This window comes from Phnomibacter sp. (genome assembly GCF_036803085.1).
Taxonomy (GTDB): Bacteria; Bacteroidota; Bacteroidia; order Chitinophagales; family Chitinophagaceae; genus Phnomibacter.
On the sequence record NZ_DAIRUZ010000008.1, the window covers coordinates 25,378 to 41,212 of the forward strand.

A 15,835-nucleotide genomic window follows, 5' to 3' on the forward strand; every position below is an offset into this window, starting at 1 on the left:
GCGTATTATTCTCAAAAAGATGTACCTAAAGTTAATCATCTGATGTGGTGGCGTCCGATTCGTGGGCACCCGGCCATTGCTTGTTCACTATTTCCTGCAGTGTCAGTTTGGATGGATCCACTACTACATGCTTGATTCTTTCTCTTCGCCATGTGTACACAATGTGCACCAATCCGTCTTTCGTTTGTATAACTGACGGGTACGAATACTGGCTGATGGGTGAATCTTCCAGTATCAATGCTGCATACCAGGTTTTACCATTGTTGGTAATGCTCACATTGAGTGGTGTGCGGGGCCCTTTCCCTTTTACCCAACTGTTGGTGGGCAGCAAGTGGTTGTACACCAACAACTGCCGGCCATCCTGCAGCGTTACGGCATCGGTGCCAGAGTTGTTGTTGGGCAATGGGCTGGCTTGCATGGGCGACCACGTTTTGCCGCCATCATGACTCCATGTTTCATTCAACGTGGTATTGCGGCTGCGGCAAAGCAATTGCAGCCGGCCATCTTTGTATTGCAAAATGCTGGGCTGAATGGCTTGTATAGGATTGGCATCATTCAGTGCTTCTGTTTTGATCCATGTTTTACCGTAATCACGGGTCATTTCTATGTGTGCTTTCCATCCGTTTTTTTCGGTGCTCGACGGGCACATCAATACCCCGTTTATCATTACGGGCTTGTTTTTGATGGGGCCCAAAAATCCTTCTGGCAAGGCTTCACGTTTGCTCCAGGTGTAGCCATGGTCTTTGCTGCGCATCAACCAACCAGTCCATCCTGCTACATTGGGGCCAATTTTGTAAAACAACAATAGCTCACCGTTATCAGCATAGTACAACACAGGATTGTACGTCGGATATCTTGTAGAATCATTGAGCACACCATCGGCAACCATGTTGGGTGTTGTCCATTGGCCATTGCGTAAATGACTGGTGTAAATGCACACATCTTTATTGCCTTCCTTGGTACCGCCAAACCATGCTGCTATCAGTCCTGATGGTGTTTCAGCAATAGTAGCTGCATGGCTTTCTGGAAAAGAAGCTCTCTCGAAGATGAATTCATCTTTTACAATGCCCTGTTTGAAAGGTTTGTTGCGTACAAAATGATAGGTGCCCGATGGAATGTTAATTTGCAGCATGTCTTTTTCCAGCTTACCAATGCTCATGTAATTGTAGGCCGTCAGTGGCTTGCCGTTTTCCGTAATTTCTTCTACTGCTGTTGCAGGTATGTACACTTGGGCGCTACTGTTGGCAGGAATAGTGATATGCCATTCAAACTTTGACTCAGTGTTTTTCCAATGGCTGGCAATGCTACCATGCATGCTTTCATAGGCCGCCTTCACTTCTTGCAGGCCTGCGGGTATGGTAGGTTTCATAATTACTTTTTTGAAACCTACTTCAGATTTATGACTGCGAATGCCAGCGAGGTTTTCATAAAACCAGGTGATCAAATCGCCCAGCAACATCACGTGGTTTTGACTGTTCATGCCGGGGTCGGCCGTGTTGCCATTCCACAATTCCCAAATGGTAGTGGCACCATTGGCCGCCATATAGCCCCAACTCGGATAAGTGTTGTTGGACGCAATGGTATACGCCAGTTCGGGATAGCCATACTCGGTAAGGCCACGCATCAACCATTGCGAACCAATGAGCCCGGTGCTGATGTGATCGTGGTTTTCGACATGCACTTTGTGCCTTATTTTTTCGAAAACTGCACTGCGTAATGAATCGGGACATATACCGAAGTACAAAGGCAGCAGGTTGGCAGTAACAGTATTGTTGCTGTATTGCTTGAGTGCAGGCCGGTAAAACTTTTCCTGAAATGCAATACGAATGCTGTCACTCAGCTTACCGAAGTAAGCAGCATCTTCAGGCAGTTGCTGCATGCCAGCAAAACGCTGCATGTACGAGAGCAATTTGTAATAGTATGCTGTAGCTATCAACTGGCCATCGGTTTGGCGACTGCTGTCTTTGGAGTGAATCAAATGCAAGGCTTCGGGAGGCACACACCAGTCGCCATATTTGTCTTTCGTCATGATGTATTGCTTCATGAATTTTTCTTTCATGTACATCATCCACTTTTTCATGCTGGCATAATGCTTCCGAATCGGCATGTCATCGCCATACTGATTGTACAAATGATTGCTGATAAAAATAAATGCCGCAGGCCAGGTTACATCATCGGTATAATAATTCCAGAATGCAGGTGCCACATCTGGAATACTACCTGCAGTTGTTTGGCTTTCTTCAATATCCTGCATCCATTTGGCATAGAGTTTCGCATTGTCAAACACAAAACTTTCACCCTGTGCTCCTACTGTTCTGTCGCCCAACCAAGGCTGGCGTTCGTTGCGCTGAGGGCAATCAACAGGCATGCCTTTGTAATTGCTGGCAATGCCCCACCACGCATTTTGATACACTTGATTAATCACTGCATTGGAAGTAGAAAAACTTCCGGTAGTAGTCAATGCATCGTACACCAACTCGCCGCTAAACTGTGCCAGCTGTGGTGTGCCAGGAAATGCACTTACTTCCACATAGCGAAAACCATGGTAAACAAATGATGGCCGCCAACCGTTGGCATCTAATGCATGATTGCCGAAAAAATATTTATCAGTCACCCTTGCATCCCGCAAGTTGGCAACAAACAATTCGCCATTCGGTTGCAGGCTTTCAGCAAAGCGCAACACAATGCTGTCCCCTTTTTTGCCCGCAATATTTTTCAGGTGCATCCATCCCGAAAAATTTTGCCCCATGTCAATGATGTATCTGCCGGATGCTTTTTTGCGGATGGATTTTGGTTGAATAACCTTCATCACTTGCATCGATTCTGCCGACTGTGCCTGCAATTTACCATCAGGTGCTGTTACAAGATTGGCCTGCATCCATTTCGATGCATCGAAAGCAGCAGTTGTCCAACCGGGCCATTCTTTTCTTGCATCATATTCTTCACCATCGTATTCGTTGTTGCTGCGAATAGCTCCATCCACATTCAGCTTCCAGCTTTCGTCGCTCAGCACCCATTGCTTGCTACCATCTGCATATTCCAGTTGCAGTTGCAGCAGCAGTTTGGGGAAACCAAAGTTGTTGTGCTTGTGTGTTTTATAGTTTTGGCGCATGGTAAAAAAACGGCCATTGCCCAGCACCACGCCAATAGCGTTGTTGCCTGCTTTCAATGCTGTGGTTACATCATGCGTGTTGTACAACACCGTTTTCCGATAGTCAGTAGGATTGGGCGCCAACACCTGATTGCCAATTTTTTTTCCATTGATGTACAACTCATACATCCCCATACCGGCTATGTGTACAGTAGCCCTCTTCAAAGCAGGCTTGGCAGAAAAGCTTTTGCGCAAATACCGTGCACTCAACCGCGACCACTGGCTGATGCTATCCCACGGTGAAGCCTGATCGTAGCCAATCCATTTGGCTTTCCAATCGGATGTTTGAAAAAGACCGGTACTAAATTCGGATGATAACGTAAATGGATTGCTGCTCTTGTTTGTCCAAGCCAGTATTTTCCAATAATAGCGGCTACCCGATTGCAACGCCGCACCATTGTACCGAATGTGTATGCTTTGGCTGCCAGCTACTTTTCCCGAATTCCAAACATCAGCTTTGTTGGCCGCCAGTGCAGCCTTGCTACTGCTCACCAGCACTTGATAATGCGTTTGCTGTACATTTCTTTCCTGGCTGATGAGCTGCCAGCTAAAGCGGGGTTGAGCTACATCAATGCCTTGCGGATTGCTCAACATTTCGCAACGCAATTGTTGCAAGCGGGTTTGTGCAGACAGCTGCAACGAAAACAACACCGCTAACAGAGAAAAAAATGTACGCATACTATTGAGCTGAAAAGTTGAAGAATAAAGTCATGTGTAAAGCCCTTGCAGGATCCTTTTCGTAGTCGTAAAAAATATTTTTGAAACCCATGGGGCCAGTGGTTTCATTGCGTTGTGTTTTGGTACCAATACTACTGATGCCATGCATAAAAGAAATATCACCCGATGGAAACAATGGTTCGTAATTGTGCCACTGATCCGTTTTCCAAGCAGGCGTAAACAAACGCAGGAAAATATTTTCTGTTTCGCAAATAACAGTAAAGCGATTGCTTTTGCTGAAAAAATAACCGCCATAAAAACGGGAATGATAGCCTTTGAATTCAGGATACAACCATGGGCTCTCTCCTGTTTCTGAATTGTTGTAGGTTTTGCTCCATACTCCGAACTGATTGCCCTTCATTCTGTTTTTCCAAACACGATACGGGCCATCACCCATATAGGTAACGGATTGTATTTCCTTTTCCGGAAATGAAAAATTGATGCCGGCAAAATTGGTGAAGTAGACAGATGGAAAGTATTGCACTTGCAGCTTTACCCAACCCGATGGATAAATGGTCCAGCTGATGTTGTTGTAATGGCTTTGCTTGTTGTATTGCGTTTGCAACACAACAGAATCGCCGGAAGCTGTTACCTGCAAAGCACCCAAATTATTCACGGCATCCTGCAACACTGGTCCATTGTGCAAAGGCAACAATCCTTTGGCATTGTTCACAGATTGCATGACACCATTGTTTTTATTGAACTGAATGGTTACATCACTCACCCGAACTTGCAGCAATGAATCTTGCTCTTGCAATTGAATGGCATGTGGCCCTTTTATGCTGCGCATTCTTGAAGCGATAGCAGCAGGCCGATGAATCGGGTAAGTCCAGGTAAACAGTTCCTGCTGTTGCGCATCTGTAATGCTGAGATACAAAACATCGTATTCCATCCAGTTGGCAGGCAGGTTTAATTGAAGCGTCGCTTTGGTGAGTGGTGCAGCATCAGGCATCGGTGCAGTACCATTCACTTCATTCGTAGTACGTACATCAACCCTTTTCAATTTCCAACGCAGTTGGCAGGTGTTCAAATTGGTAAAGTGATACCGGTTTTCAACAATAAAACTTCCATCGAAATCGGACGTAATTTCTCTTCGTTCAATAAATACCGGACTCCAGATTTGTTTGATGGCAAAATAGCTGCCTTCTTTTTCATGATGAGGACCTACGATACCATCCGCAGCCCGATGTTTGTCGGTATCAAGCGAATCTTGCTTGTCTTTGCGAACAACAGCATTGTCGGCAAAGTCCCACAAAAAACCACCGGCACTCAGCGGGTTGTGCCACATGTGTTGCCAGTAATCTTCTAAGCCTGCACCATGTCCCCCATCAAACTGCCCATGCAAAAATTCGGTAGGCATCACTATCTCATTGCCATTGTCGTAATTGCCAATGCCATAGTTATACTCACGGTAGTGTTGTGTTTCTACACCATTGTACAACTCCCAAGGATGCACAACCGGCCGCTGCTGCAAATCATATTGTGTAAAAAATGTATCGAGCTCACGGTTGTGCCCGCCCTCATTGCCATTGGCCCACAACACAATAGATGGATGATGCGCATCATGCAACATCATTTCCTTCAACAGTTTTTTCCCGGTAGGTGTATCGTAGTGGCCATGCCAGCCCGCCAATTCATCCATTACAAACAAACCCAATGAATCACACACATCCAGGAAATGATCATCCGGCGGATAATGACTCATTCGAACAGCATTCATGTTCATGCTTTTGATGAGCTGCACATCTTCCACACTAATGCGATAGCTGGTGGTGCGGCCCGTTTCCGGACGAAAAGCATGCCGGTTCACGCCTTTGAATTTGATCTTGACGCCATTTACATAAATGCCATCCCGTTGCTTTAGCTCAACCGTTCTGAAACCTACTTTCTTGCGTATGCTGTGCAGCAGTTTTCCCTCTTGATAAATGGAGAAAACCGCTGTATATAAATACGGTGTTTCGGATGTCCATGGCCGGGGTTGCGTCAGTGTTCCAGTCAACAGCATTTCGCCCGGCCTTTCCGGATGTACATTCTTACCTTCAAAAATTGTAACTGTTTTTCCTGTCGCATCCAGCAGTTGCACTTTGGCTTGAATGGCTTGTTGGCTATTGCTGTTTATAGAAGCAAAAAAACTGCCGTCAGCTTCTGCTCTCCATGCTACTTCACTTATGTGTACGGCAGGCAAAACCTCCAACCATACAGGCCTGAAGATACCGCCAAAAATCCAAAAGTCAGCCTGCCGTTCGGCTGCGTTTACAGAAGCGTTGGCAGAATGCTTCGATACTTTTACTTCCAGCAAATTTTCTTTGCCGTACTTCAGCAATTTGCTCACGTTGTATTTGAATGCATAAAAGGCGCCCTGATGTATCTCGCCGGCCTTTTGTCCGTTGATGGTTACTTCAGCATCCGTCATTACACCTTCAAACACCAGATTAATATGCTTCCCTTTCCAGGCGAGAGGTGCATGAAAGCGGTGCTTATACAAGCCCTGTTCTTTTCCCCTCACACTGTCTTTGGCAAAGCCATAATCATACTTGCCAAACCCTTGCAATTCCCAACAGGATGGCACAGCAATCTTTGTCCACTTATTGGCATTCATGCCAGCTGTACACATAAAATCCCACTGCACCGTTGCATCGCTGCCAGTACCGGAGAGATATATTTTTTCGGTTTCTTGTGCGTTAGCAGAAAGAGAAAGAAACATCGTGCTGCAAAGGCAACAGACCAACACAAAAAACTTGTGTTGGTTATTGCGCCAAAATGAAAAAAATGTATGGATAAACCTGATCATAGTTTGCCTGTAATTTTTTCGAGTGATAAAGAAGAGGCTACTTTCTTCCCATTCACCCATATACTCAATCCCTTGCCCCGCTTATACTTCGTTCCGTCTTCATCCCACACTATGCTGATGATTTTGCCATGGTACAATACATTGTCAAGGCAAAACCATTTCCATGTATGCTGCGGCAGCAATGGCGATACTTCCAACACGTTATCGGCCCGTGGACGCAACCCCACCAAACCAGTAATGATTAAATCATTAAACGTAGAATGATTGTAATATCTGCTCCTTTCTTCATCGCCTTTTAACCAGTAACCCGTTTTTTCATCGAGGTACTCGCCAATGTATGGACGCCCCCGATAGTATTGCGATTCAACATACGTGTTCAGCAGTTGAAAATAATCTTGCTTAGATACGTAGGGAGCTGGCTGCACCTGCAACAAATTGGCCATACCCGTCAATGTTTGTGCAGTGGCAAATGGCCACACTGCACCATCCCATTCGCATTTGCAACACCCATGTGTTCTGAATTGCGGATGACTTCTGTCCGCAGTAGTGATGCCAAACGGAGCACAAAATGTTTTGGTATCTGTCAGGCTTTCCCAAGCAATATTGTAGCTACTATCGGGCATATTGAAATACCATGGAATAAAACCGATGGCCTCTTTCACTGCCGCCAATGTATCGCCTTGCTCTTTGCGTACTTCAAAAAAGTTATGTTCACTGTTCCAGAGTTTTGATTGCGTTGCGGCTTTAACGGTTTTGGCTTTCTGCAAATAGTCTGCCGCCTTTGTTGCATCACCTTTCAGGTGCCACAAGGCTGCCATAGCATTGGCATTGCCATACATATACCCGTTGATGGAAGGTCGTGGATTCTTTTCTTTTCTGCCACCGCTGATGGTTTCTTCCATGGCGTCCCGCACATCGTATTGCCAATACAAACCATCGGGCCGCTGCTTCTCTTTTTCCCAGGCCTGATAGTCAGCGTCTAGATCAGGCAACAGATTCAATACGAAATTCCTGTCCCCATTGACCAAAAAACGTTTGTAAATGGCATCCATATTCCAGCTGCTGTAAAAGCGTAGCTTATTCAGCGGCTTTCCGTTATTGCCCCGATACCAAACCAGCAGGTTCTCATCCATGTACTGCTTGTGGTGCAACCAGCGAGACTCGTAAATATGATGGCCCAACCCGCTGGAGATAAGATTGTATTTGTCGGCATAACTACGCTGCACTAAAAATTCTGTCATCACAAAACCTTGCGGGGTTTTCTTAATGTGTTTGCGCAACGTCCACCAACGGTAATAGAAAATCTCTTCCATGTTTTGCTGGGGACATTCAAACAGCGGAATATTTTGCTGCATCCAATACCACGCACTATCATTTGGAATGGCTTGCTCAATATTGGGCGTTTCCATGCTGTTGAAATAATCAACATAATGCTTGAATTGCTGATGCTTGAGCAACAATGGCTTTGATTGTGCCATTGCCTGACATGTGAACATCAACACAGCTGCTACAGCAATACAATATTTGAATACACACTTCATGGCTATCATATTAACTGCTGCCACACAGCATAACTCTGTTTTATTTGATTGGCATCTGCATCAGGAAAAAAGCTTTTTTGAGCAACCGGTAATTCTGTAATCACCTCAAGACTGTCAAATACACCTGTTTTGAGTCCTGCCAACAAAGCAGCACCCAATGCAGACACGTCTGGATTACCAATGGTTGTTACTTTTTTACCCAACAAGTCGGCCATGCTTTGCACCACAAACCGATTGGCAGAAATTCCGCCATCCACATTGAAATGATTCAACTCAATCGCAGCATCTTGCTCCATGGCAGTAATGACATCTTTCACCTGAAAGGGAATAGACTCCAACGCTGCCCGCACAATATGATTTTTGGTGGTACCAAAACTCATCCCACTAATAGAAGCCCTGCGTTCTGGCTGCCAATGCGGCGAACCTAATCCACTGAACGCAGGAATCACACACACACCTGCACTATCAGCAACAGCGTTTGCCATGGCTTCGGTTTCTTTGCTGTCAGTAAATAAATTCAATTCATTTTTCAACCATTCAATAGTGGCGCCGCAGGACACAATCACGCCTTCAAATGCATAATCAATGCGTCCATCAATACTCCAACAAATGGTAGTAACCATTCCGTTTTTAGACCGTACCGGTTTGTCGCCAATGTTCATGAGAATGCTGCAACCAGTGCCCAATGTAGCTTTCGCAGTGCCTGCTTCAAAACAACCTTCACCAAATGCAGCAGCATGCGAATCGCCAATCATGCCTGTTACAGGAACGGGTTGCGAAAACAACCCATCCAATGTTGTTTCACCAAAAAATGCGGAAGATGATTTTACTTCCGGCAACTGAATACCAGTTAATCCAAACGCATCAATCAACTCATTATCCCATTGCAATGAATGCAGATTGAAGAGCAGTGTTCTTGAAGCATTGGTATAGTCTGTAGCATACTGTTTGCCGTTGGTCAACTTGTAAAGCAACCATGTATCAATTGTTCCGAAGAAAGCTTCTCCACTTTGAATGGCTGCTTTTATGGCCTCATTATTCCTGTTGAGCCAGATGAGTTTGGTAGCAGAAAAATAAGGATCAATCACCAGACCGGTTTTCTGATTCACCTGTTCAGACAATCCTTGTTGCTTCAATTCCTCACAAATTTGTACCGAACGTTTGCATTGCCACACCACAGCATTGTGCAATGGTTTACCGGCTTTATCCCATACAACAAATGTTTCCCGTTGATTAGAAATGCCAATGCCAGCAATTGCATTTGAATCAAATCCTTTTTCAGCAAAAGCATGCAAACATTTTTGTACAGCTGCCAGTACGTTTTGATAAATAATTGCTGGCTCCTGTTCTACAAAACCATGGTCGAGATAATGCGTATGCAAATTCTCAGCACCTTTTGCAATAGCCTGCCCTTGCTCATCGAAGATGAGTGCCTTGGTAGAACTTGTTCCCTGATCAATGGCAAGTATATATTTCGCTGACATATCTTTTATTTTCTCTCACCGATTTCAATGACACTACATAGCTGCACCGTCTGATTATTGCTGAATCAGCTTCAGCACTTCACTTGCTATCCCCTCTTTACTAATTCCGTAATGGTTGAAAATTTCAATCTGCGAACCTGTTACCGTGTATTCATCTGGAATACCGATTATCTTAAATGAGCCTCCCCAAACCCCTCCAGTGGATGGGCTTTTCAGCTGCATTAAAAAGGATGCCACTGCTTCACCTAATCCACCATAGATACTGTGCTCTTCCACTGTAACAATTGCTTTGCACTTTCTTGCAAGCGATTCAATAAGTACAGTATCCAAAGGCTTAATGGTATGCATGCTCACCACTGTTGCTTCAATGTTTTGTTCTTTCAGCAACGCACCTGCCTGTACTGCGGGATAAACCGTTTCACCATTAGCAATGATGGCGACATCATTTCCTTCGGTGATGATTCTTCCTTTACCAAAAACAAATGAGTCGTTGTTTTTTGCTTTTAAAGCAGGCATTATTTTTTTGCCGAATCGCAGGTACACTGGAGTGCCACTAGCAGCAGCGAGTTCAGTTGCTTTTTCGGTTTCGAAATTATCGGCGGGAGCAACAATGGTAATATTGTTGATGGCTCGCAACACGGCAAAGTCGTGCAGACTATGATGCGTACTTCCCAACGCACCATAGCTAACGCCAGCACTGATACCCACAACAGTTACCGGATGATTGCTGTAGCAGATATCGTTTTTGATTTGCTCCAACGAACGTGCCGTTAAAAAACAAGCCGGCGAAACGGCAAACACTTTTTTACCACAAGAACCTAAACCTGCAGCTACGCCCACAAGATTTTGTTCTGCTATTCCTACTTCCACTATTTGCTGGGGAAACTGCTTTCCAAAAGGCACCAGCTTTCCTGACCCTCTCGAATCGCTGGTAACAGCAATCACGTTGCGGTCGGATGCTGCCAGCCGTTGCAAGGTTTCAGCAAAAACATCCTGGTTGGGCTTGTCGCCTCCGGGTTCTATATGTATTTGTTCTGCCATCTTCTTTTTATTTAACTACAAAGACACAGAGCACAAAAAGAGCCACTAAGTTTTCTTTGTGCAGCTTTGTTTCTTAGTTACTCAGTCGTTCAAGATTGATTCGTTCCGCATCTAATTCTTCCATTGCTTGTTCATACTGTTCCTTACTGGGTACACCATGATGCCACTTCAATTCATTCTCCATGAAGCTCACACCCTTTCCCTTTGTTGTATGTGCAATAATGACAGATGGCTTCCCTTTTTCAAAAGGAAGACTGTTGAATGCAGTTCTTAATTCCTCAATATCATTTCCGTTTACTTCTTTCACTGCCCAGCCAAATGCTTTCCATTTTTCATCCAACGGGTCGGTGTTCATTACATCACTTGTAGCTGCTGTAATCTGCAGGCTATTCTTGTCAATGATAGCACAGAGGTTGTCAAGCTTGTAATGTGCTGCACTCAAAGCGGCTTCCCAGTTACTGCCTTCGGGCAATTCACCATCCCCCATCAAGGTAAACACACGATACGCTTTGTTATCGAGTTTGGCTGCAATAGCTGTGCCTACACAAATAGGTAAACCATGCCCCAACGCACCAGTATTTTGTTCAACACCTTTTACTTTTCGGGTTGGGTGGCCAATGTAATGCGATTGATATTTACACAACGTGTTCAACTCTTCTTCCGGAAAAAAACCTTGATCGGCCAACACGACGAACAATGCTTCTACGCAATGTCCTTTGCTTTGCACATAACGGTCACGGTCGGGGGATGCAAAGTTTTCTGGTGATACATTCAACACATCGTTGTACAACACGTTCAAAATATCGGTAGCTGATAAACTTCCACCAGTATGCCCGGCTTTTGCCTGCAAAATGTATTTGAGTATTTTTTTCCGATACTCAACTGATTTTAATTTTAATTCCTTGCTTGTCATTTTAAATGCATTTGAACCATTCACCATTTACCCATGTGTGTAGGTTTCCCAACCCAGGTAATTTTCAAACGACTCTTTCAGAATGCCTGCAGTTTTGCTGGCGTTCATTACTACATGATGTTCAAAACCATTGCGACATACATAATTCATTAAGCCTTGCAGGTTGTTGATTTGTGCCACAGCACGGTTACCAAAAGTGTTGAGTGGATCATTCGTTAATTCACCTTCACCAATGTATGCTTTGATGATGCCTTTGCAATCATCCGTACTGATACGACCGTATGTTAATGGCATGGCGGGAGTACGGCCATCCAATGCACCATACGTATTTTCTGTACCAACACTTGTACCAAGAATGGGTGCTGTGCTGATGGTAATATCCGGCAAGAAAGACTTTGCCCAGTTGCCACAATGGAACAATACACATTTGGTATCATCATCGGCGTAGTTGTTGTTCCAATCTACCAGTGCAGATGGTGAACCACTTGCCAATTGCATGGCATACATACTGAGTGTACCTGTTACATCTACTTCGCATGCAGAAGGCAACATGTTTTCACTCATCATACTCATGCTGGTGCACACATTGCAACCATAGTTTTGCTGTAGCGATGTCCAGCATTGAATAGCGGTTGCGTCTAATGAATTGGCAGCCATAAAATCGGCAAGCGCCACATCCAATTTTGCAATCTGTACCAATCGGTCGTTGGGCGTAGCTCCTGTAGCTGCATACGCATGTATCTTTTCCAGTTTCTCTTTTACCGATTGATCGCTGGCAGTAAGTTTATTGGCATTACCCAGTATTTCACTCAGGTCAACTGTTGTTACAGAAATACCGTTGCGTTGTAAGATTTTTTCACTGTAACGAACGGTATTGAATGCTCCGGGCCTTGCACCCACTGCACCTATTCGCACTTTGCGCATACCTTTCACCACACGACAAACAGCAAGAAAGTTTTTCAAATCAGCAATGAAACTTTCATCCGTCGGACTCACCACATGTTCTGTAGTAAGTGAATACTTGATGCCAAACTGATACAGATTGTTGCACACTGAAATTTTTCCGCACCAGGCATCTCTCCTGTTTACCACATCCATTTTGCCTAAATCATCGGGATAGGCCTGTATCAACACAGGCACATTCAAGCCCGACCATTTAATGGTTTCTGCAACACCCTTTTCATCGCCGAAGTTGGGCAGCACCACCAGAATGCCTTCAATGCTGTCGGCATGCTGTTTGAACAATGCCGCACATTTCTGTGCTTCCGCAAAAGTTTCTACGCCGCCGAGCTTTGTATCGGCATCACTTAGCATTACAGGCGTAATGTTCAATTGATGAAACAGATCTATGATTTGTGTTCTTGCTTCTGCCACCAGTTTATCAGGAAAGAAATCACGGTTTCCGATGATGACACCGATGGTTGCATATGATTGGTTTGCCATGGTTATACTTATTTATGATTTGTAAATACGCTATGAATAAAATAGGTTGCTTCTTTCACTCTCGATGCTGCAGCAGGCAGATCATAATCTTGATCGGTGGGCGTGTCTGCATTGGGAAAACGCCGTACTTCACCCGTACGAAATGCTATACGTTGAACCTTTTCTACAGGCTGAAAGAAAACATTCAGGGACGGTTTTCCATTGTTGATAATAACAGAATAAAAACGAGTAGTAGTATTCAATTCAATTCGAATACGGAGTGTTTCTCCGGCACGGAATTTACCCAGGCTCTTGTTGCGATAGCCTTGTTTGGTAAGCACATTTCCTGCACTATCCAATATCAGGCGTAGCGTTGCAGTGCCTTTAGTATCCAGCACTTCCACGTATAAATCACCATGTTGATTTTGCGCCGGCGTAAGGCTAAAATCAATATTAACCTGCTTCGATTCTGGAAACAAACGTTCCGCTTTTGCATAATCAAAAGGATCGCTATCGTGCAGCGTTAGTCCTTTTTTATCCAAAGAAACATTACACCACAAAGGGCTATAGATATTCCATTTGTTCCATGCGGCTATCGCGGTATCTGAAGTAAAATCATCCTGCACATCAGCTGTTGCTTTATCTGCAATCGGCACAGGAATTTTGCTCACCCACATGTCCTCTTTGTTCATACTGTACGTCACCCACATGTTGCCATCAGCAGGCTTGCCATTCATTTCCTGAATGCCCCGCACATACTGCGGTCCATAACTTTTGTAAGCGCCGCCATACCGCATCGAGGTTATTTCACCATTCACCAACAAGAGATTGTTGTAATTCAAGCCATCCTTGCTTACACTCACAGCCAATGGCCAGCGAAACTCTGCCGGATTGTACACCGTTGCATAATTGCCATCGCTGGTGCGCTGGCCCCATATTTTTGCATTGGCATTGATAAAACCCGGAGCCCGAAGCGGACCATACTGCCATGTTTTACCTTCATCTTTGCTGATACTCGTTAATGCGTATTTCCATAAACCCACCACATGGCCATTGGGTAAATGATAAAAGTTGAATGCTTTAAAATCTTTTTGCAAAGGAATCAGCGGATCATTTCTGTCGGCCTCTTCTACAGTTTGCATCATGAGTAGTGGCGTCGCTAAAATTTCTTCGCATGCTGCCAGCAAAGCTTTATCACCAGATGATTTGTAAAACGGATACACAGTGTTTTGCGCATTGAATGCATGGTTGTAGCGCAAAAAATAAATCGGGCCAAAGCTGCCATCAGCTTTTACCTCCCGAATAACACGGCCTATGCCATTGCCATCATTCGGATCATCTTTTGCACCCAGTACAATACCATAAAAACCCAATGCATACAATCGGTTGGCTTTCGATACATAAAAACCAAAACGCTGATGCATTACTGCATAATTGTTGTGTGCTGTATCTGTTTTGCCGGGCTTTACAAAACCATCAGGCACTTTGTATGGCGGAAAAATAATGACAGGTTCTGTCCATACATAGCCATTGGATGATGATTGCAAAAGTGTTTGTCCGGCACCTTGATGTTCACCAACAGGATTGCTCAGGTATTCGAGGTAAAACTTATTGTTCCAATACGCCAACATGGGTGCGTGGTTATACGTCCATGCAGTAGGCTTTGGTGCATCGGCTCTGTTGGCCCGCATGGTTTGTATGTTGTGTACACCCATGGCCGGCGATAACTGCCCATGATGATAATCGACATTTGCCAGTGTACTGCCTACATATCGAACCGTGTCTTGTGCAGATGCATCATTGGATGTTGCCATGCAAAAGATAACAGCAGCTGCACCTATCGTATTCTTCACTACACGCATAATCATTTTGTATACTTAATCAACCGCCGGATGAATGTTCTTTTTACGGGCACTATCGTTCCATGCTTGTGCCCTTGTGGCAGTAGCACTTCATTCGTCACGTTTGCGAATTGCTGAAAGTCAGTCGTTGAAAATGCTTCGTAAATTTTCTTTTGGTAGGAGTCAAAATAAATCAACCACTGATTGTCAAGTTTTACCACGGTTGGGCCTTCTGTAAAAGCATCGCTAAAGGGTGCAGAAATATTTTTCCATGGCCCATTGATGCTATTGCTAAAAGCAACTTTCAAATTGCGTTCCGGTCTCGTATTGTCTTTGAGTACCAATACAAAATCGTTTGCAGCTCTTTGTACCATCACCGCATCAATCACACTAAAACCCGGGTCAAGAAATAATTGGGTGGGCGAAAATGTTTGAAAGTCTTTGGTGCTGCTGATATACATGCGATGATTGTTGCTGTCAGCCTCCTGCCCTTTTTCGAACCTACCGGGAATGCAACTGGCCCAAATGATGCTGTACGTTTTTGTAGCCCCATCATAAAAAATCTCCGGAGCCCACACGTTTACCGTAGTTGGTTCGTGAGCCATTACCGGTATCAAACGTTGTTCACTCCAATGGATTAAATCTTTGGACGAAGCATAACCAAATCCTTTATCGCCACGCCAGCTACTGGTCCACACCAAATGAAAAGTACCGTCAGGGCCTTGTACCATTGACGGATCCCGCATTACTTGCTGCTTACCTACGGTTGGCTTCAGCAGCACCGTATCCAAATCTGTCCAGTGTTTGCCATCGAAACTGTAGAGCATGCGTAGCCCCGCATCTGCCGGTTCGTGAAAGGATGTAAACAAGTATCCTTTACCTGCACAAGAAGTCAGGATAACACTAACAGCTATGTAAACAAAATACCGCATGT

9 protein-coding genes are annotated in these 15,835 nt (G+C 44.6%); all 9 read right to left on the reverse strand.

All coding sequences use genetic code 11. From position 1 onward, the window contains the following. Window positions 1-31: 31 nt before the first annotated feature. The 9 genes from V7Q13_RS14650 to V7Q13_RS14690 all read right to left on the reverse strand — a co-directional run bounded on the left by V7Q13_RS14650 (window position 32) and on the right by V7Q13_RS14690 (window position 15,833). Window positions 32-3,829 carry a family 78 glycoside hydrolase catalytic domain gene (locus V7Q13_RS14650; protein ID WP_333801414.1) on the reverse strand — a complete coding sequence of 1,266 codons (3,798 nt, stop codon included), beginning with the start codon at window positions 3,827-3,829 and terminating at the stop codon, window positions 32-34. A 1-nt stretch (window position 3,830) separates the two neighbouring features. Then, complete coding sequence (locus V7Q13_RS14655; RefSeq protein WP_333801415.1) at window positions 3,831-6,572, reverse strand: glycoside hydrolase family 2 protein; 2,742 nt, start codon at window positions 6,570-6,572, stop codon at window positions 3,831-3,833. A gap of 83 nt (window positions 6,573-6,655) precedes the next feature. Then, on the reverse strand, window positions 6,656-8,137 hold the full coding sequence (locus V7Q13_RS14660) for an MGH1-like glycoside hydrolase domain-containing protein (RefSeq protein WP_333801416.1): 1,482 nt from the start codon (window positions 8,135-8,137) through the stop codon (window positions 6,656-6,658). 68 nt (window positions 8,138-8,205) lie between these two features. Continuing rightward, window positions 8,206-9,684, reverse strand: coding sequence for an FGGY family carbohydrate kinase (locus tag V7Q13_RS14665; protein ID WP_333801417.1), 1,479 nt, complete (start codon window positions 9,682-9,684; stop codon window positions 8,206-8,208). 54 nt (window positions 9,685-9,738) lie between these two features. Beyond that, window positions 9,739-10,725 (reverse strand): transketolase family protein, encoded by a 987-nt coding sequence (locus V7Q13_RS14670; protein WP_333801418.1) that lies wholly within the window; start codon window positions 10,723-10,725, stop codon window positions 9,739-9,741. Between the two features lie 73 nt (window positions 10,726-10,798). After that, complete coding sequence (locus tag V7Q13_RS14675; protein ID WP_333801419.1) at window positions 10,799-11,638, reverse strand: transketolase; 840 nt, start codon at window positions 11,636-11,638, stop codon at window positions 10,799-10,801. A gap of 27 nt (window positions 11,639-11,665) precedes the next feature. Beyond that, on the reverse strand, window positions 11,666-13,081 hold the full coding sequence (locus V7Q13_RS14680) for an L-fucose/L-arabinose isomerase family protein (RefSeq protein WP_333801420.1): 1,416 nt from the start codon (window positions 13,079-13,081) through the stop codon (window positions 11,666-11,668). An 8-nt stretch (window positions 13,082-13,089) separates the two neighbouring features. After that, the gene (locus V7Q13_RS14685; RefSeq protein WP_333801421.1) at window positions 13,090-14,874 is read right to left on the reverse strand and encodes a six-hairpin glycosidase; all 1,785 of its coding nucleotides are present in this window, start codon (window positions 14,872-14,874) and stop codon (window positions 13,090-13,092) included. Between the two features lie 50 nt (window positions 14,875-14,924). Further along, window positions 14,925-15,833, reverse strand: coding sequence for a glycoside hydrolase family 43 protein (locus tag V7Q13_RS14690; protein WP_333801422.1), 909 nt, complete (start codon window positions 15,831-15,833; stop codon window positions 14,925-14,927). Between the last annotated feature and the right edge of the window lie 2 nt (window positions 15,834-15,835).